General features: G+C 69.8%; 16 protein-coding genes. 11 read left to right on the top strand and 5 right to left on the bottom strand.

The genetic code is table 11. From position 1 onward, the window contains the following. Nucleotides 1-22: 22 nt before the first annotated feature. On the bottom strand, nucleotides 23-448 hold the full coding sequence (locus IPZ69_RS01055) for a DUF4345 domain-containing protein (RefSeq protein ID WP_235451678.1): 426 nt from the start codon (nucleotides 446-448) through the stop codon (nucleotides 23-25). Nucleotides 449-528: 80 nt separating this feature from the next. On the opposite strand from IPZ69_RS01055, the gene IPZ69_RS01050 reads away from it, so the two are divergent. Next, nucleotides 529-1,137, top strand: coding sequence for a TetR/AcrR family transcriptional regulator (locus tag IPZ69_RS01050; protein ID WP_235451677.1), 609 nt, complete (start codon nucleotides 529-531; stop codon nucleotides 1,135-1,137). A 193-nt stretch (nucleotides 1,138-1,330) separates the two neighbouring features. Further along, nucleotides 1,331-3,211 (top strand): propionyl-CoA synthetase, encoded by a 1,881-nt coding sequence (locus IPZ69_RS01045; RefSeq protein ID WP_235451676.1) that lies wholly within the window; start codon nucleotides 1,331-1,333, stop codon nucleotides 3,209-3,211. A gap of 47 nt (nucleotides 3,212-3,258) precedes the next feature. Here the strand turns inward: IPZ69_RS01045 and sbnA are convergent, their stop codons facing one another. Then, nucleotides 3,259-4,236, bottom strand: coding sequence for a 2,3-diaminopropionate biosynthesis protein SbnA (gene sbnA, locus IPZ69_RS01040; protein ID WP_235451675.1), 978 nt, complete (start codon nucleotides 4,234-4,236; stop codon nucleotides 3,259-3,261). A gap of 322 nt (nucleotides 4,237-4,558) precedes the next feature. On the opposite strand from sbnA, the gene IPZ69_RS01035 reads away from it, so the two are divergent. From IPZ69_RS01035 to sbnB, 4 genes are all read left to right on the top strand, one after another. Then, nucleotides 4,559-7,102, top strand: a complete 2,544-nt coding sequence (locus tag IPZ69_RS01035) for a Pls/PosA family non-ribosomal peptide synthetase (RefSeq protein WP_308407414.1) — start codon at nucleotides 4,559-4,561, stop codon at nucleotides 7,100-7,102. Between the two features lie 71 nt (nucleotides 7,103-7,173). After that, complete coding sequence (locus tag IPZ69_RS01025) at nucleotides 7,174-9,789, top strand: non-ribosomal peptide synthetase (RefSeq protein WP_235451674.1); 2,616 nt, start codon at nucleotides 7,174-7,176, stop codon at nucleotides 9,787-9,789. Between the two features lie 41 nt (nucleotides 9,790-9,830). Continuing rightward, entirely contained in the window at nucleotides 9,831-10,835 is a 1,005-nt protein-coding gene (locus IPZ69_RS01020) for a TauD/TfdA family dioxygenase (RefSeq protein WP_235451673.1), read from the top strand. 32 nt (nucleotides 10,836-10,867) lie between these two features. Then, nucleotides 10,868-11,965, top strand: a complete 1,098-nt coding sequence (sbnB, locus tag IPZ69_RS01015) for a 2,3-diaminopropionate biosynthesis protein SbnB (RefSeq protein ID WP_374292517.1) — start codon at nucleotides 10,868-10,870, stop codon at nucleotides 11,963-11,965. On the opposite strand, the gene IPZ69_RS01010 is transcribed toward sbnB, so the two are convergent. Beyond that, nucleotides 11,877-12,359 (bottom strand): WapI family immunity protein, encoded by a 483-nt coding sequence (locus IPZ69_RS01010; RefSeq protein WP_235451671.1) that lies wholly within the window; start codon nucleotides 12,357-12,359, stop codon nucleotides 11,877-11,879. The two genes, sbnB and IPZ69_RS01010, sit on opposite strands and share 89 nt — an antisense overlap. Before the next feature lie 139 nt (nucleotides 12,360-12,498). Between IPZ69_RS01010 and IPZ69_RS01005 the strand changes: the two genes are divergently transcribed. After that, nucleotides 12,499-13,032 carry a MepB family protein gene (locus tag IPZ69_RS01005; protein ID WP_235451670.1) on the top strand — a complete coding sequence of 178 codons (534 nt, stop codon included), beginning with the start codon at nucleotides 12,499-12,501 and terminating at the stop codon, nucleotides 13,030-13,032. A 29-nt stretch (nucleotides 13,033-13,061) separates the two neighbouring features. Here the strand turns inward: IPZ69_RS01005 and IPZ69_RS01000 are convergent, their stop codons facing one another. Next, the gene (locus IPZ69_RS01000) at nucleotides 13,062-14,069 is read right to left on the bottom strand and encodes an NADP-dependent oxidoreductase (protein ID WP_235451669.1); all 1,008 of its coding nucleotides are present in this window, start codon (nucleotides 14,067-14,069) and stop codon (nucleotides 13,062-13,064) included. Between the two features lie 239 nt (nucleotides 14,070-14,308). Here IPZ69_RS01000 and IPZ69_RS00995 point away from each other — a divergent pair, with 239 nt between their 5' ends. Further along, nucleotides 14,309-14,878: a DUF485 domain-containing protein gene (locus tag IPZ69_RS00995; RefSeq protein ID WP_235451668.1), complete on the top strand. Its 570-nt coding sequence runs from the start codon at nucleotides 14,309-14,311 to the stop codon at nucleotides 14,876-14,878. Then, nucleotides 14,875-16,491 carry a sodium/solute symporter gene (locus IPZ69_RS00990; RefSeq protein WP_235451667.1) on the top strand — a complete coding sequence of 539 codons (1,617 nt, stop codon included), beginning with the start codon at nucleotides 14,875-14,877 and terminating at the stop codon, nucleotides 16,489-16,491. Before IPZ69_RS00995 ends, IPZ69_RS00990 begins: the two co-directional genes overlap by 4 nt. A gap of 19 nt (nucleotides 16,492-16,510) precedes the next feature. Here the strand turns inward: IPZ69_RS00990 and IPZ69_RS00985 are convergent, their stop codons facing one another. Then, the gene (locus tag IPZ69_RS00985; protein WP_235451666.1) at nucleotides 16,511-17,080 is read right to left on the bottom strand and encodes a maleylpyruvate isomerase; all 570 of its coding nucleotides are present in this window, start codon (nucleotides 17,078-17,080) and stop codon (nucleotides 16,511-16,513) included. Nucleotides 17,081-17,331: 251 nt separating this feature from the next. On the opposite strand from IPZ69_RS00985, the gene IPZ69_RS00980 reads away from it, so the two are divergent. Then, nucleotides 17,332-17,781: an SRPBCC family protein gene (locus IPZ69_RS00980; protein WP_235451665.1), complete on the top strand. Its 450-nt coding sequence runs from the start codon at nucleotides 17,332-17,334 to the stop codon at nucleotides 17,779-17,781. 61 nt (nucleotides 17,782-17,842) lie between these two features. Next, complete coding sequence (locus IPZ69_RS00975) at nucleotides 17,843-18,697, top strand: GNAT family N-acetyltransferase (RefSeq protein ID WP_235451664.1); 855 nt, start codon at nucleotides 17,843-17,845, stop codon at nucleotides 18,695-18,697. Nucleotides 18,698-18,727 lie beyond the last annotated feature (30 nt).

The following is an 18,727-nucleotide window of genomic DNA, read 5'->3' as shown; positions in this document are numbered from 1 at the left end:
GGTCCGCCCCCGCGCGCTCACCTCACGCGTGCCGGCCTACGGATTCGCCCCCGGTCGGGACCTCAAGCGCTTTCTCCTCGGCGTCCGCCAGCCAGAAGAACACGGGGGACAGGGTCAGTTCGACGACCCCCAGCACCATCTGGAACGCCTGCGGCCACCCGACCGCGGCGAGCGAGAGCAACCGCCCGACGGCACCCAGCAGGAACACGGCGGCCAGCCACCGCACCGCCGCCGCGGGGATCGGCGACCGCCGGGCCGCCCAGAGCCAGGTGAGGCCGTAGCCGGAGAAGATCGCGCCGAAGAACCGCCCCAGGCTGTCGACGGTCGCCCCGGCCGAGCCCTCACCCGGGATCGCCGCGTTGCCGAGCAGTACATGGAAGAGCCCGATCGCCATGCAGGCGTACCCCATCGCGACGGCGAGTCCCCGCAGTGCCTTGGCTTTGGTCATGACGTCATCCCCCAGTTAGTAGACGTGTGTCAACTAAGCTAGGGCCTCTTAGTAGACATGTGTCAAGTAAGCTGCGAGGCGTGCCTCCCCGTCAGCGGCTCAGCCCCGCCGAACGCCGCGCCCAACTCCTCACCGTCGCGGCGCGGCTCTTCGCCGCGCAGCCGTACGACGAAGTGCTGATGGAAGACGTCGCCGAGCGCGCCGGAGTCTCCCGCGCGCTGCTCTACCGGCACTTCGCGAGCAAGCGGGACCTCTTCGCCGCGCTCTACCAGCAGGCCGCCGACCAGTTGCTCGCCCAGACCCGGCTCGACCCCGCCGAGACCCTGGTCGAACAGCTCGCCCAAGGCCTGGACGCCCACATCGAGTACTTCGCGGAGAACCGCAACACCGTCCTGGCGGCCAACCGTGTCCTGGCAGGCGACCGCCTGGTCCAGACGATCATCACCGGCGAACTCGACGCCCTGCGCGAGCGTCTGCTCGGCGTGCTCCCGCTCTCCGACGACAGCACCCGGGACGCCGTGTCGGGTGTCCTGAAGAGCTGGCTGGTGTTCGTCCAGGTGCTGTGCGTGGACTGGCTCACCGAGGAGACCTGCACCCGTGCCGAACTGCGCGACGTGTGCATCGGTGCCGTGCTGGGCGCCATCCGGCCCCTCCTGGCCGAGGACCCCGCCCCGGACTGGCCCCGCTGACGGCGACGTGCCGCCACCCTGCTCGCGCGGGACGCCGCGGGGGTGGGATGCTGATCGGGCAGGACGCGAGACGGGACGCAGCCGTCCCGACGAGGTGACCCATCGGCCTGTCGCGGAGCAGACCTCGTCTGTTCACCGCCGCCCACGGCGCGCGACGACGTACCGCCGAGGCGATTCGACGAGGAGGTGCCTGATGGGGAAGTACGCGGATGCCCATCGCCGGAGCCTGAGCGACCCGGAGGGGTTCTGGCTGGAGGCGGCCGAGGCCATCGAATGGTCCCGCACACCGACCCGGGCCCTGGACGACTCTCGGGCGCCGCTGTACCGGTGGTTCCCGGACGGCGAACTGAACACGGCTCACAACGCCCTGGACCGGCACGTGGCCGCCGGGCGGGGTGAACAGGCGGCGCTCATCCACGACTCCCCGGTGACCGGCACCAAGACCTCCTACACCTACGCCGAGTTGCGCGACGCCGTGGCCGTCTTCGCCGGGGCGCTGTCCGCACTCGGGGTCACCAAGGGCGACCGCGTGATCGTCTACATGCCGATGGTGCCGGAAACCCTCATCGCCATGCTGGCCTGCGCCCGCATCGGGGCCGTCCACTCGGTGGTGTTCGGCGGGTTCGCCCCCAAGGAACTCGCGGCCCGCATCGAGGACGCGCGGCCGAAAGTGGTCGTGGCGGCGTCCTGCGGCATCGAACCGACGCGCATCGTCGACTACAAGCAGATCGTCGACCAGGCCCTGCGGACCACCCGGCACCAACCGGAACACATCGTGATCCTGCAACGCGACGCCGCACGCGCCGAGTTGGGTGAACGGGACGTCGACTGGCAGGAGTTGATCGCCACCGCGAAGCCGGCCGACCCCGTGCCCGTGGCGGCGACCGACCCCCTGTACATCCTCTACACCTCCGGAACCACCGGCAGTCCCAAGGGCGTCGTGCGCGACAACGGCGGTCACGCGGTCGCGCTGGCCTGGTCGATGACCAACATCTACGGCGTCCGTCCCGGCGACACCTGGTGGGCGGCGTCCGACGTCGGTTGGGTCGTCGGCCACTCCTACATCGTCTACGCCCCCCTGCTGATCGGCGCCACCACGGTGCTCTACGAAGGCAAACCGGTCGGGACCCCCGACGCCGGTGCCTTCTGGCGCGTGGTCTCCGAACACGGTGTGAAGGCGCTGTTCACCGCGCCGACCGCACTGCGCGCGATCCGCAAGGCGGACCCGGAGGCCACCGAGCCGGCGCGCTACGACCTCTCCGCCTTCGAGGCCCTCTTCCTCGCCGGAGAACGCCTCGACCCGGACACCTACCACTGGGCCCACGACACCCTCGGCGTACCCGTCATCGACCACTGGTGGCAGACCGAGTCGGGCTGGCCCATCTCCGCCAACCTGCGCGGACTGGAACTGATGCCCGCCAAACCCGGGTCGGCCACCGTGCCCGTACCCGGGTTCGACGTCCAGGTCCTCGACCCCGCCACGAGCGGACAGCTGCCCCGCGGCCGGGAGGGAGCGATCGCGGTCCGGCTTCCCCTGCCGCCGGGCTCACTGCCCACGCTCTGGGGCGACGACCAGCGGTACATCGACGCCTACCTCTCCCAGCACGACGGCTACTACACCACCGGCGACTCCGGCTTCTTCGACGAGGACGGCTATCTCTTCGTGATGGGCCGCACCGACGACGTCATCAACGTCGCGGGACACCGCTTGTCCACCGGCGCCATCGAAGCCGTACTTGCCGCGCACCCGGCGGTCGCCGAGTGCGCGGTGATCGGAGTCCACGACGAGCTGAAGGGTCAACTGCCCCGCGGTCTGGTGGTACTCAAATCCGGCGCGCATCCGGACGAGGCCACGCTCCACGAAGAGTTGGTCGCGGCAGTGCGCCGGGACATCGGACCGGTGGCCGCCTTCCGCGACGTGACCGTGGTCGACGCCCTGCCCAAGACCCGCTCGGGCAAGATCCTGCGCAGGGCGATGCGCGGCATCGCCGACGGCCGGGACGTTCCGATGCCCTCCACCATCGAAGACCCGGCCGTCCTGGACGACCTCCGACCGATCCTGCGGCCCCACTGACCGCGGTGGGGCCGGGGAACGTCACAGGCTGAACGGGGTCAAGCCGCTCAGGAGGCGACGGTCAACGCCTGGGATTCGAGGACGTCTTCGCCGTAAAGGTCCTCCACCCAGGTGGACTGGTAGACGGTGTCCAGATACCGCTCACCCAGATCCGGGGCGATGGCCACGGCGGTCGGCTCCCGTCCCTGACAACGAGCCAGCCACTCCATCGCGCCGCTGACCACCGTGCCGGTGGAGCCCCCGAACAGGAACCCACGCCGGGCCAGCCGGTGACAGGCCCGGATGGTGTCGGCCTCCGGCACGCGCACCACGTCGTCGACCCGGGACTCGTCCAGCAGCGGGGGGCGCCTGCTGGTGCCCAGCCCGGGGATCATCCGCCGGCCCGGAGCGCCGCCGAAGGTCACCGAACCCACGGTGTCTACGGCCACGACGCGCACCGGCCGGTGCCACTCGCGGAAGTAGCGAGCGCAGCCCATCAGGGTTCCGGTGGTCCCGGCCCCGACGAACAGCACGTCCAGGTCCGGGAACTGCCGGGCGATGGCCGGGGCGGTCCTGCGGTAGTGGGCCAGGGCGTTGCCGCGGTTCGTGTACTGGTTGAGCCACACATGACGGTCGTCGGAGGCGCACAGCGCGCGCACGTGGTCGATGCGCGCGCCGAGGAAACCGCTCACGGGATGGGGTTCCGTGATGACGTGGACCTCGCTGCCCAAGGCCTCCATCATCTTCCTGGTCGCCAGATTGCAGCGGGTGTCGGTCACGCACAGAAACCGGTATCCCTTGTTGGCCGCGATCATGCTCAGGGCCACGCCCAGATTGCCCGAGGACGACTCGACCAGAATCGAGCCCGGCGTCAGCAGGCCGTCACGCTCGGCGGCCTCGACCATTTCCGCAGCGGCCTTGATCTTGATCGAGCCGGCGAAATTGAAGCCCTCGCACTTGAGGAACAACGGGTGCTCGAAGATTCCCTCCAGGTCGACATAGAGATCGTCCTCGTTGAAGGCCTGGGGCGCGGATATGACGGGCATGGTCGTCTCCTCGAACAATGAGCCGCGGCTCGCCGGAACGCCTCCAGTAGGCCCAATTCCGTGCGGTGATGTCATGCCACCGAAATTCGTGGCTTGACATGCGCCCCGATTTCCCATATTCATCGCGGCCCCGCGGCGCGCCGCCTGCGGCGGTTGATTCGGCGAGTTATCAAGATCGATGTTCTTTGTCAAGTTCCGAATTCCAGGGGCAGGACAGGAAAACCTCGGACGGGCCTACTGGAGAGGCGGGCGTCACGAATCCGTGCGCACCGACCGACGCTGACCGAAACGTCCTCCAGGAGTTCTCGTGCCAGACAAAACCATGGATGTACGCGCGGCCGAATCGGCGACCGGCACCGAAAGGCTGCTGGCCGAGGTGCTGGCCGGCGTCGTACGTGTCGAGCGGGTACCGGCCGACAGCCACTTCTTCAACGACCTGGGCGCCGACTCCTTGGTCATGGCGCGGTTCTGCGCGCGGGTGAGGAAGCGGGAGGACCTGCCGACGGTCTCGATGAAGGACATCTACCGGTACCCGACCGTCCGGAGCCTGGCCGCCGCGCTGGCCGAGTCCGTGGCCACGTCCGTACCGTCGCCGTCCGTGGCCGTGGAGGCGGCGGCACCCGCTACCCAGGCGTCGCCACCGGCCGCTCCGCAGACCCGAGCCGGGGCCCGCGCCGCCACCCGGCGATACGTGGTCTGCGGACTGCTGCAGTTCCTGTTCTTCCTGGGCTACTCCTACGTCGCCGCCCTCGCCGTCGCCGAAGGCTACGCATGGATCTCCGAGGGCTCCGGTCTCTTCGACCTCTACCTGCGGTCGGTCCTGTGCGCGGCCGTGGGCTTCGTGGGCCTGTGCACGGTGCCGATCGCGGCGAAGTGGACCCTTGTCGGCCGCTGGCGAGCGGGGGAGTTCCCCCTGTGGGGCACGGCCTATCTGCGTTTCTGGGTCGTCAAGACCCTGATCCGCACCAGCCCCCTGCGCCTGTTCACCGGCTCACCGCTCTACACGGTCTACCTCAGGGCGTTCGGCGCGCGGATCGGCAGAGGCGTCACGATCCTCACCCACACGATCCCGGTCTGTACCGACCTGCTCACCGTGGGGGAGGGCACGGTCATCCGCAAGGACGTCCTGCTGTCCTGCTACCGCGCCCACGGCGGCCGGATCCAGACCGGCCCGGTCACGCTCGGCAGCAACGTGCTCGTCAGCGAGCACACGGTCCTCGACATCGAGACCTCGATGGGCGACGGGGCCCAGCTGGGCCACGCCTCATCCCTGCACGCCGGCCAGGCGGTGCCCGCCGGCGAACGCCGGCACGGCTCGCCGGCGCAGCCGACCGACGTGGACTACGGGACGGTCGCCCCCGCCGACTGCCCCACCCCGAAGAGGATCGCGTACGGCGTCCTGCAACTGCTGAGCCTGCTGCTGGTGTGGCTGCCCCTGACGATGGGCGGCGTAGGCATCCTGCTGGCCGGCGTCCCCCAGCTGCACACCCTCCTGGAACCCAGGCCGGTGACCAGCCCGGCGTTCTACGCCGACGCCCTGGCCACCTCCCTGGTGGTCCTCGTCGGCTCCCTGCTCGCCGGTCTCCTGGTCGTGGGCACCGTGCCGCGTGTCCTCAACCGGGCCATCGAGCCCGGCAAGGACTATCCGCTGTACGGCTTCCACTACGGCATCCAGCGCGCGATCACGCTGCTCACCAACAGGAAGTTCCTCGCCACGCTCTTCGGCGACAGCTCCGGCGTCGTCCACTACCTGCGCTACCTCGGCTACGACCTGTCCCGCGTCGAGCAGACCGGGTCGAACTTCGGCACCGAGTTCCAGCACGACAACCCGTACCTGAGCTCCGTCGGCACCGGCACCATGATCGCCGACGGACTCTCGCTCATGAACGCCGACTTCTCCAGCACGTCCTTCCGCGTCTCCCGTACGTCGATCGGCCCCCGTAACTTCCTCGGGAACCGCATCGCCTACCCCGCGCAGGGCAAGACCGGCGACAACTGCCTGCTCGCCACCAAGGTCCTGGTCCCCATCGACGGTCCGGTGCGCGAGGGCGTGGGCCTGCTGGGCTCGCCCAGCTTCGAGATCCCGCGCACCGTGATGCGGGACAACCGGTTCAACCACCTGGAGACCGGCGACGAACTGCGCCGCCGTCTGGCGGCCAAGAACAGGCACAACGCCGTGACCGCCGGCCTCTACCTGCTGGCGCGGTTCATCCACCTCTTCGTGATCACCCTCGTCGCCATGGGCGCGGCCGGCCTCTATCCCTCGCTCGGCGCCCTGGCGATCGCAGTGGCCAGCGTGCTCACCCTCGGGTTCACCGTCGTCCACTTCGCGCTGATCGAACGGGCCTCCACCGGATTCAAGGCGCAGCAGCCGCTCTACTGCTCGATCTACGAGCCCTCGTTCTGGCGCCACGAACGCTTCTGGAAACTGGCGTCGGTCGACTACATCCAGGCCTTCGACGGCACCCCCTTCAAGAACATGGTCTGGCGGCTGCTGGGGGCCCGGATCGGCAAGCGGGTCTTCGACGACGGCTGCTTCCTCCCGGAACGCACCCTCGTCACCATCGGCGACGACAGCACCCTGAACGCCGGGACCGTGGTCCAGTGCCACTCGCAGGAGGACGGCGCGTTCAAGTCCGACCGCAGCGTCGTCGGCAGCGGCTGCACCCTCGGGGTCGGCGCCTTCGTCCACTACGGCGTCCGGATCGGCGACGGCGCTGTGCTCGCCCCGGACTCCTTCCTCATGAAGGGCGAGGAGACCTCCCCGCACGCCCAGTGGGCGGGCAACCCGGCCCGGGAACTGCCGGGCGCCGAACCGCCTTTCGCGGGCCCCCGGGAACCGGACGCCGGCCAGGCCGCCGCCTGAGGCCCCGGTAGCCGCCTGAGCCCCCGGTAGTCGACACCGCCACCCCACCGACAAGCAGAGGGAACGATCCCATGACAACGCATCCGAGCCCCACCCGAAGCGGCCTGGACCACTGGCGCGGCGTCCTGACCGCGGGCGGATTCACCCCGGCCCCGCGTTGGACCCGCCACCCGGTGCCGGGCGTGGGCCAGTACGAGACGCAGGCCCCCGAAAGCACCGTCACCAAGGTGCGCAGGCTGGCGGACGAACTGGCGATACCGGTGGATTCGATTCTCCTGGCGGCCCATGCCAAGGTGCTCGCGGCCCTGTCCGGAGAGCAGGACGTCACCACCGGCTACGTCACCGAGGACGGCAGCCTGCTGCCCTGCCGCCTGACCACCGCACCCGCCTCATGGTGGGAACTGCTGCGGACCGCCCACCAGTCGGCCGCCGAACTGCTGACGCACCAGGACGTTTCGGTCGAGGAATTCGACCGACTGAAACATGAACTCGGCCTGACCGGCCCGCTGTCCGAGACCGTCCTCGACCTCACCGCGATCGACGGGGAGCTCCCCGAGGACGCCGCGCTGTGCGTGGGCATGCGCAAGGTGCGGGCAGCGGGCCCCGCCCGCCACGACGACCGGCTCGTGCTGCGGCTGCGTTACCGCACCGAGCGGCTCGACGCCGACAGCGTCGCCCGCATCGCCGGCTATCACTTGACCGCGCTCGCTCTGATCACCGCCGACCCGGATGCCGAACACGCCCGCCAGAGCCTGCTGTCCACCGCGGAACTGCGGTTCCAGCGGGAGCAACTGGCTGGAAAGAAACGTGAGTTGCCGAGTGTGAGGGCGCATGAGCTGTTCGAGGAGCGGGTGCGGGCGCATCCCGAGGCTGTCGCCGCCGTACAAGCCGACCGGCAGTGGACCTACAGGGAGCTCAACTCCCGGGCGAACCAGCTGGCTCGCGCCCTTGCCGCTCGCGGGCTCGCCCGCGAAGGGGTCGTCGCGGTGGTGACCGAACGCAACCTGGACTGGCTGGCCGCCGTCATCGCGGTCTTCAAAGCCGGAGGCGCCTACCTCCCCATCGAGCCGCACTTCCCCGCGGAACGCATCGCCGCCATCCTCTCCCGCGCCGACTGCACTCTGGTCCTGACCGATCCCCGCAGCACCACCACCCTCGACCGGGCCCTGGCCTCGCGGCCCGGAGTCGAGAGGCTCTTCATCGAAGAGGCGTACGAAGAAGACCACGCGGACGACGACCTCGGTGTCCCCGTCACGCCCGACCAACTGGCGTACATCTACTTCACCTCGGGCTCCACCGGTGAGCCGAAGGGCGTGATGTGCGAACACGCGGGCCTCCTCAACCACCTCTTCGCCAAGATCGACGACCTGAGGATCGGCGAAGGCGCCGTGGTGGCGCAGACCGCCCCGCAGTGCTTCGACATCTCCCTGTGGCAGTTGCTGTGTGCCCTGCTGACCGGCGGGCGGACCCTACTGGTCGGACAGGACACCATCCTCGACGTCCCGCGCTTTCTCGACACCATCACCGACGGCAGGGCCACTGTCCTCCAGGTCGTGCCTTCGTACCTCGAAGCCGTCCTGACCGAGCTGGAACAGCGCCCCCGTGCCTTGCCCGACCTGCGGTACGTCTCGGTCACCGGTGAGGCACTGAAGAACGAGCTGGCCGAGCGCTGGTTCGCCGCGCAGCCCCGGATCGGGCTGGTCAATGCGTACGGACTCACCGAGACCTCGGACGACACCAACCACGACGTCATGCACCGCGCGCCGGACCGCATCCTGCTCGGGCGCCCGGTCAACAACGTGCGCGTCCACGTCGTCGACGAACACCTCGCGCCGGTGCCCTTGGGCGCCCCGGGCCTGATCGCGTTCTCCGGGGTCTGCGTCGGTCGCGGGTACATCAACGATCCCGAACGCACCCGAGCGGCCTACCTGGCCGATCCGCGCCGCCCCGGCACACGGCTCTACCTCGGCGGCGACTATGGCCGTTGGCATCCTTCCGGGAAGCTGGAGTTCCTCGGCCGCCGCGACGCCCAGGTCAAGATCCGCGGCTTCCGGATCGAGATCGGCGAGATCGAGAACGCCCTGCTCCGCCTCCCGGGTGTCCGTGACGGTGCGGTGGTGGTGGCCGAACAGGCCCAACAGGCCCAACGGGGCCAGCAGGCCCAGCAGGCCGATCAGAGTCAGAGCAAGCACCTGGTCGCCTTCTACTCCGCCCCGAAGCCCGTCGCCCCTGCAACGCTCACCGAACGGCTCGCCGCCACGCTCCCCGCCTACATGGTCCCGGCGGCCTTCCACTGGCGTGAAAGCCTGCCACTGACCGCCAACAGCAAGATTGACAAGAAGGCACTGACGGCGCTGGCCGGCCAACTCGCCACCGGCGACGTCGATCACGAGCCACCGGCCACACCCACCGAGCAGCGGCTGGCGGCCGCTTGGGCTCAGGTCCTCGGCGTGCCCCAGGACCGCGTCGGACGCCGCGACCACTTCTTCGACCGCGGTGGCAGCTCCCTCGCCGCGGTGAAGCTCGCCATCGCCCTGGACCGGGCCGTGTCCCTCAAGGACGTCACGGCACACCCGGTCCTCGCTGACCTCGCCGCCGTGGTCGACAACAGGCTGAGCGACCGGCTCGACGACCCGATCGGCGACCGGCTCGACCACCGCGCACCCCGAGCAATGACCTCCTCCTGAACCACGTGAGCCACATGAACCGCATCGAAAGGAAAGGCACCATGTCCTACGCAATCACCGCATCGCTCCTCAGGGTGGACCTGAAGCCCGGCAAGCCCCCGATCCTGTACGTGGACACCCCCGACAACGCGCCGGCCTGGGCCGCCGACCACCGGCACGCACTGCGCACCTTGGTCACCGAGCACGGCGCGCTCCTCGTCCGCGGCCTGCACCTGCGCGATGCGGACCAGGCCGGCGCCGTCCTCCAGCGCCTGGGCGTGGAGCTGATGACCGACAAGGAGTCCTTCGCTCCCCGCCAGACCTACGCACCGGGCGTCTACTCGTCCTCGCCATGGCCACCCAGCCAGCCGATGTGCATGCACCACGAACTCAGCTACACGCACCACCCACCCGGCCTCATGCTGTTCGCCTGCCTGACCCCACCCACCTCCGGCGGAGCCACCGCCATCGCCGACGCGGCCACCGTGCTGGAGGCACTGCCCTCCGAACTGGTCCACCGCTTCGAACGGGAGGGCTGGCTGCTCTGCCGTACCTACAACGACGAGATCGGTGCCTCCTACGGCGAGGCCTTCGGCACGGACGACCGGACGGCCATCGAGGCTTACTGCCGCACGGCCGGCATCGAATTCGCCTGGCAACCCGACGGCGGCCTGCGCACCCGCCAGCACCGCCCCGCCGTGACGCCCCACCCGGTCACCGGCCGCCCCTGCTGGTTCAACCAGATCGCCTTCCTCAACGAATGGACGATCGAACCCGAAATCCGCGACTACCTCATCGACCTCTACGGCGCCGAGTCGCTGCCCTTCAACACCCGCTTCGGCGGCGGCGATCCCATCGGCCCGGACGTCATCCGGCTCCTCAACGACACGTACGCCACCCACACCGCCCGCGAGCCGTGGCGGGCCGGTGACCTGATGCTCGTCGACAATGTGCGCACGGCACACAGCAGGGAGGCCTACGAAGGCCCACGTGAGGTGCTCGTCGCCATGGCCGAGCCACTGAGCCAGTCCTTCCGGCCCCCGGCCGACGAGTTGAGCCCCGGATGACCCCCGCCCGTTCCACGGCGATGGAGCCCGCCATGTCCCAGCCGCCCACCGTGCCGCCGTTCGCAGTGATCTCCGGCGCCCAGGTCCAGCACGCCCTGCGGGACCGGGAAGCGCAGATCGTGGACCTCGTCGAGGCCACCTATCTGCTGCACGCCGCCGGGGAGTCGGTCAACCCTCCTTCCCACTTCCTGCGTTTCCCCGACCGCCCCGCCTCCCGGATCATCGCCCTGCCCGCTTCGATCGGCGGGCAGGCGCCGGTGGACGGCCTCAAATGGATCTCCAGCTTCCCCGACAACGTCCAGTCCGGCATCCCGCGGGCCTCGGCCGTCCTGATCCTCAACGATCACGACACCGGCTACCCGTTCGCCTGCCTGGAGAGCTCCATCATCAGCGCCACGAGAACCGCGGCATCCGCGGCGCTGGCCGCCGACCGTCTCACCCGCGACCGGCAACGCCCCACCCGGGTCGGGTTCTTCGGTACGGGCCTGATCGCCCGCTACATCCACGCCTTTCTGACGGCCACGGGCTGGTCCTTCGACGAGATCGGCGTCCACGACCTGTCCCGGGACAGCGCCGCGGGGTTCCGGGACCACCTCCAACAGACCCGCACCGACGGACAGATCACGGTGCACGACAGTGCCGAGGAGCTCATCCGCTCCAGCGATCTCGTCGTGTTCGCCACCGTGGCGAGCGAGCCGCACGTCGGCGACCCGGCGTGGTTCCACCACAACCCACTGGTCCTGCACGTGTCCCTGCGTGACCTCTCGCCCGAGATCATCCTCAGCTCGACCAACATCGTCGACGACGTCGACCACTGTCTGAAGGCCGACACCTCCCCGCACCTGGCCGAACGGCTCACCGGAAGCCGCGACTTCCTGCGGGGCACCCTCGCCGACGTCATGACCGGGCGCGTCACCGTCCCCACCGACCGGCCCGTGGTGTTCTCACCCTTCGGCCTGGGCGTACTCGACCTCGCCGTCGGCAAGTACGTCTACGACGAGACCGCCCGCGCCGGTCAACTCCACGTCGTCGACGACTTCTTCAGCGGGACGGGAAGGAAGCCAGCGCAAGATTCCACTGCTCCACCGCCCGAAGCAGCGCGGGTGGGTCGACCCGCAGCTCCACGGTGAACTGGTAGCTGCCGGGGCGGTCTTCACCCCGCAGCCAGGGCGGAGCCGCCTCCATGGACAGGTGCACGCGAATCACAGCGCCGTCGTTTCTCTGATCGGCGAGGCTGAAGGCGAGGACCGGCTCGACGAACCATGTGTCCGGGGACAGCCAGCCTTCGGCGTCGGGCTCGGTCACCGCCATCGTCCCGGCCGCCACCGCACGCAGCCAGGTCGCCACCGCACGAGCCTCGTGGGTGAGCAGACATGGATCGGTGAAGGACCAGGTGCCCTCAGGAGTGGTCACCGCGCCTTCGATGACCAGCCAGTTGTCGTCGTACCTGTTCCCGGGGGCCGCGGGGAACTGATAGCCCACAGGGCGCAGCACGACGCTGTTCGTCTGATCGCTCAGAAGCACGGACACAGGATGTCACGCGCGCGTCCTCGGACGACCGGCACCGTCTCCGCGCCGACCACGCTCCTTGTGGAGGACGGGGGAGTCGGCGCGAGGCGTGCGCCGGACCGACCAGGTGACGGCGCAATGGCAGGATGGCCCGATGGTGAGGAACGAGTCGTGGGCCGGGCTGCCCGGTGATCTGCTGGCGGCGAAGGAATGGGTGTACGACCCGTGCGGCCTCGCCTGTTCGCCACCCGTGCCCGAACCGGAGAGTGCCGAGTACGCGGCTCACGCGTTCACGGTCGGCGGCCTCGCGGTCCGGTTCCGTGCGGCCAAGACGACGCCGACCAAGGTCGGTCAGTTCGTCACCGTGTGGCAGCGGTCCGCGGAGGGCCCCATCCGGCCCTTCGACGCCGACGACGGCGTGGATGTCTTCGTCATCAGCAGTCACGACGATGAGGGATTCGGTCAGTTCGTCTTCCCCCGGGACGTGCTGTGCGAGCGCGGCATCATGTCCCGGAACGGCTCCGCCGGCAAGCGAGGCTTCCGCGTCTACCCGCCATGGGTGATGACGAGCAGTCGCCAGGCCCGTACCACTCAGACCTGGCAGACCGCATACTTCCTGCACCTTCGAGAGGGCGGCGGACCTGTGGACCTCGCCCGTGCTCAAGCCCTCTATCGCCAGAGGCCTTGAGCACGGCGCGAGTTCGAGGTCGGCTCGGGTCAGGTCAGTTCCAGTACGAGCTTGCCGACGTTCTCGCCCCGGAAGAGCATCTGGAACGTGTCGGGGAAGTCGTCCAACGTGCCCTTCACCACATGCTCCTTGACCTGGATGTGGCCGGCGCCGATCCAGGCGGCGATCTCCTTCGCGGCCTCCGCGTAGCGCTTGGCGTAGTCGAAGACGACGAAGCCCTCCATGCGAGCGCGGCGCACCAGCAGCGAGAGGTAGTTCGAAGGGCCCTGCACCGGCGTGGAGTTGTTGTACTGGCTGATCGCGCCGCAGATCACGACGCGCGCGTGCATCGAGAGGCGGGTGAGGGCGGCGTCGAGGATTTCTCCGCCGACGTTGTCGAAGTAGACGTCGATGCCGTCGGGGGCGTGTTGGCGCAGCGCCTTCCTGACGTCCTCGGAGCGGTAGTCGATCGCCGCGTCGAATCCCAGCTCGTCGGTGAGCAGCGCGCACTTCTCCGGACCTCCGGCGATGCCCACGACCCGGCAGCCCTTGGCCTTGGCGATCTGGCCCGCGATGGATCCGACGGCGCCCGCCGCCCCGGACACCACGACGGTCTCGCCGTCCTTCAGCGCCCCGACGTCCAGCAGGCCGAAGTAGGCGGTCATGCCGGGCATGCCCAGCGCTCCGAGGTAGGTCGAGGGCGGGGCGAGGGAGGTGTCGATCTTCATGGCGCCGCGGCCGTCGGAGATCAAGTACTCCTGGACGCCGAACGTGCCCACCACGTGGTCGCCGGGCTGGAAGTCGGGGTGGTTGGACGCCGTGACCTCGATGACCGACCCGGCGCGCATCACCTCGCCGAGGCCGACGGGCGGCAGGTAGGAGGGGCGGTCGTCCAGCCACCCCCGCATGGCCGGGTCCAGGGAGATGACACGCGTCCGGCCCGCGAACCGACCCGGGCCCGGCTCCTCGACGGGTCCCGAGAAGTGCTCCCAGTCGTCGGGCTTCACTTCGCCGACGGGGCGGGCTGCCAGACGGATCTGACGGTTGGTCGCAGACATCGTGTCTCCTGTCGTTCGCGGCTACCCGCGACCATACCGACCAGTAGGTACGAGGAGGCGCGTGACGTTCGCCACACGCCCGCGGTGACCTGGTCCGCCGGCAGCCAACCGGATGCGTGATCGAGCTGAAAACGTAACGCCCAACGGTCTTACCAGCCATTCCAACCGGTCGGTAACGTGCGCCGCCACGCCGTTCTCCCCGCCCCCCACGGATCAGCGCCGCACCGGAAGGCCACGCGATGTCATACGCCGACGACCACCGGCATCCCCCGCCAGCACCGAGGGGATGGCCGCAGTCGCGCCCGCAGTCCCAGCCCTACGGCCACGCCCCTCGGCAGGAGTCGTACGGGCGCGACCCGTGGCAGGAGTCGTACGGACACGACGCCCCTCGCTCCGACGCGTACCGCTACGACGCCTCCCCGTACGACCCGTTCGACGCGTACCCCTCGTACGACCCGTTCGGGCAGGCCCCTCGGCGTGAACCGCAGGCGTACGAGACCGAGCGCCAGAGCGCCGAGCTCGCCTCCCTCCGCTCGGCCTACCGCGTGCTGCGGCGGGTCTCCACGCTCACCGCGCTCGGCTCGTTCGTGATCTACGTGGTGCTGTCCTGCTCCGCGCCGGACCTGATGGGCGCCGAGGTGGCCGGCGAGCTGAGCCTCGGCATGGCCCTCGGGATCATCCAGCTCCTCGTCACCTTCGCGGCGGTCCTCTGGTACGGACGCAGTGCGGAGCGTTCCGTGGACCCGCTGGCGCGGCTTGTCAGGGAGCGGGCGGCCCGGTCGGGCCGGGAAGCCGGGGTGGGGCGATGAACGACTTCGGCTCCGGGACACAGGCCACCGTCCTGATCCTGTTCACCTCCCTGGCCACGCTCACACTGCTGATGTGCGTGATGGCCGGACCGGACCGCGACGACCTGACGAACTTCTACACCGGCTACCTCTCGCTCACGCCGCTCAGGAACGGCCTGGCGATCGCGGGCGACTACATCTCGGCGGCGACGGTCCTGAGCACCACCGGCATCATCGCGCTCGCCGGGTACGACGGCTATGTGCTGGCGGTCAGCACCGCCATGTCGCTGGTGCTGCTGATGTTCCTGCTGGCCGAACCCCTGCGCAACGCGGGCAGCTTCACCATGGGCGACGTCCTGGCCCGCAACATCCCCGGTCGGGCGGTCCGTATCGCCTCGTGCGTGGTGACGCTCATGGCGACCCTCCCGTTCCTGGTCGTCCAGCTCTCCGGGGCCGGATCGCTGCTCACCTTCATCCTGGGCATCCCGCACGGGCCGGGCGCCAGGACGACCTGCATCGTCCTCGTCGGCAGCCTGATGATCATCTACGCGGCGATCGGCGGCATGCGCGGCACCGCGCTCATCCAGATGATCAAGATCGTGCTTCTGCTGGGCACCAGCCTCGCCGTCGCCGCGCTGGTCCTGAACCGCTTCGACTGGAACCTCGGCGACGTCATCCGGGCCGCCCAGAACGGCAGCGGCACGGGCCCGGCCTACCTCCGGCAGGGCCTGCAACTGGGCACCTCCGCCGCGGACCGGCTGGACTTCGCCAGTCTCCAGATCACCGTGATCCTCGGCGCCGCCTGCCTGCCGCACATCACGATGCGCCTGTACTCCGCGCGCGACGTCCCGGCCGTACGCCGCTCCATGTCCTGGGCGGTCGGCACAGTCACGACGTTCTGCCTGCTCGTGATCATCATGGGTACCGGTGCGGCGGCACTGGTCGGATCCCGGTACATCACCGCGGCCGACCCGCACGGCAGGACCGCGGTGCTCATGCTGTCCCGGGCCTTCGGCGGCGGAGCCGGCTCCAGCGGCACGACGGTTCTCTACGCCGCTGTGGCCGGCACGGTGTTCATCACCCTGCTGTCCTCGGTCGCCGGCATGACCCTGGCCGCGGCCTCGTCGCTCGCCCACGACCTGTTCACCCACGCGGCGCGGCGGGGACAGGCGGAGCCGCGTACGGAGATGACGGTCGCGGCGTGGGCGAGCGTGGTCGTGGGGGCCGTCGCCATCACGCTCTCCGCCCTGGTCCAGAACTGGGACGTGGCCGTGCTGACCACGCTCGCGATCTGCATCGGGGCATCCGCCGTGGCCCCGGCGCTGACCTACTCCCTGTTCTGGCGCGGATTCACCCGCACCGGCCTGCTCGCGAGCCTGTACGGCGGCGCGGCCTGCGCACTCGTGCTGATGGTCTTCTCCAAGTCGGTCTCGGGCACTCCGGCCTCGGTCTTCCCGAAGGCGGATTTCGGCTGGTTCCCCATGCAGTCCACCGGCCTGGTCTCCATCCCGGTCGGCTATCTGGCCGGCTGGCTGGGCAGCCGCCTCGACCACCGACGCCGCGCCGCCCGGAGCGGCGAGAACCGGCGCCTGTACGAGGAGAGCGAGGCGCAACTGCTCGCGGCAGCGAAGTGACGGCAGGCAAGCGCACAGGTCAGGCAGTTTGTCGGCATCGCCGCCCCCGGGCACCCGGGGGCGGCTGGGAACGCGCCGGATGACGCGAGTCGCCCGGCGCGGCCGTCTCCGCAGCGGTCGGCGTGCGGCGCCCGGTGCCGACCCGCAGTGCGTCCGCGTCGGAGAACGAGGCGGGAAACGCGGTCCCGGCTCTCTTCTCCAGCAACGCGCGTGCCGCCGCGAGGGTTTCGGCCGGCGGCTGGGCGGCGGAGGGCAGATGCGCGATCAGGTCGAGGTGGTGCAGGGACCATTCGAGGACGTACGCGGACAGGTAGTCGCCGACGGTCAGGACCTCGTCGCGCGTGCTGACGCGGGCGGCGGGATCGGCGAGTACGGCGGCTCGGCCCGCGGCGGAACCGACGTCGTCGAAATGGAACCTGAGCCGGCGGGGTTCGCCGTACGCGGCGGCCAGCCGGGGGATCAGCGCGTCGAGCGGGTCCTCACCGGTCGGGGGTTCGGCGAGCTGCCAGTAGGTGACCGCGTCCATGGTCGGTGCGGTGTCGGCGGGCGCCTCGCGTAAAGCCGTCCAGGAGCGGGAGAAGAGATCCACCGCGGCTCAGTAAGCCCGGTCCGGAGGGCGGACAAGGGGTCGGCCGGTCCCACGTGGAAATTCAGAATCGCCCGCATTGTCATTAATTAATGGCCACGGGAATTTGATATGTCCTGTGAAATCCCCGCGGCGGGCCGATGCGGAAGGCTTCGCGCGTCGTCGTGCGCCCCTTCCGGGTGCGGGCATCGCCCGAACGGCCGATGGTGGAGGGTGGGGCCTGCCCTGTGCGGATGATCACGGAGGTGTTGCACATGTCCACGGTCGAGAAGCAGATCGACGTCGACGTCCCCGCCGAGGTGGCCTGGGACTACCTGCACAGCGTGGAGAGCCTTCCGCGGTTCGTGGACGGTGTCCGGGAAGCACGCCCACAAGGCAAACGCCGGGCACATCTGGACCTGTCGCTGGACAAGGGGCCGCACGAACTCGATGCCGAGTTCATCGACCGCGCCAAGGGCGGTGCGCAGGGAAGCGTGATGATGTGGCACACCGCCAAGGGTGAGGCCGCCGACCTGAAGGGCGCGTTCACCGTACGGGCGATCGACGACCAGCACACGCAGATCCAGATACGGGTCGAGTACGACCCGGTGAAGACCCGCGAGACCTTCGGCGGACCCAAAGGCTTCGCCCAGTCCGACGCGATCCAGCAACTGATCCAGCACGACCTCGAACAGTTCAAGGAGCTCGTCGAAAGCAAGCGCTGAAACGCACGGTCCACCGCGCCGGGTGGATATGACGTGCGGTGGGACGCCGTGCCGTGGTGGGATGCTCCGCGTGATCGACTCGCTGCGTGCCCGGATCGAGCAGTACTACGCCACTGTGCCGTTGTCGTTCGCCGATGCCGAGGATTTCGGTTCGCTGCGGCTGTTCGTGCGAAGCAAGCCCGGCGCTCCGTATTACGGCGGTCCCAGCCATGCGCAGCCCACCGCCGCCGGAGCCTCGGTCGCCGCCGCCGACATTGCCCGGGTACGGGCTCGGCAGTGTGAACTCGGCGTGCCGGAGGCTTTCGAGTGGCTGGCCGAGGTGGCGCCCGGTCTGCGGGCCCGCATCGAGGCGGCTGGTCTGCCGGTGGCGGAGCGGCCGCTGATGGTGCTGGATCCGCACCACCGGTTCGACCCGCGGCCGCCGCTGCCGGACGGCGTGACGCTGCGCGTGCTGACGGCCGACGACCCCGCGTTGCCCGCGGCCCTGGCTCTGCCCCGGCTGGCATTCGGCGCGGGCGGCACGGCGGTGGGGTCCGGGGGCCGTGAGGAACTTTCGTTGGTCGCCGAAGAACTGACCGAGGACGGCGCCGTGGAATCGGTCCGCCCCACCATCCGCGCCGGGCACAAGACGCTCATGGCCGCCCTCGCCCCGGACGGCACCCCGCTGGCCGTCGGCCATTACCACCCGGCCGGCGGCGCCACCGAGATCGGCGGCATCGGCACCCTCCCCATCGCCCGCCGCCAGGGCCTGGGCGCCACGCTCACCGCGGCCCCCGCCGACCACGCCCGCGACCACGGGGTAAGCACGGTCTTCCTCGCCTACGCGGAGGACGCCGTCGCCCGGATCTACGCACGCCTGGGCTTCCGCCCCGCCGGCACGACTCTCCTGATCGCCAACCAACCGGCGCGATCGTGAGCCACGGGAGCGGAAAGCACGGCTTTCGGC

The sequence above is a fragment of the Streptomyces olivochromogenes genome (assembly GCF_021538895.1).
In the GTDB taxonomy this organism is placed as follows: domain Bacteria; phylum Actinomycetota; class Actinomycetes; order Streptomycetales; family Streptomycetaceae; genus Streptomyces; species Streptomyces olivochromogenes_A.
The sequence above is the reverse complement of the archived record's forward strand: the minus strand, read 5'-3'. Positions and strand labels throughout refer to the sequence as shown.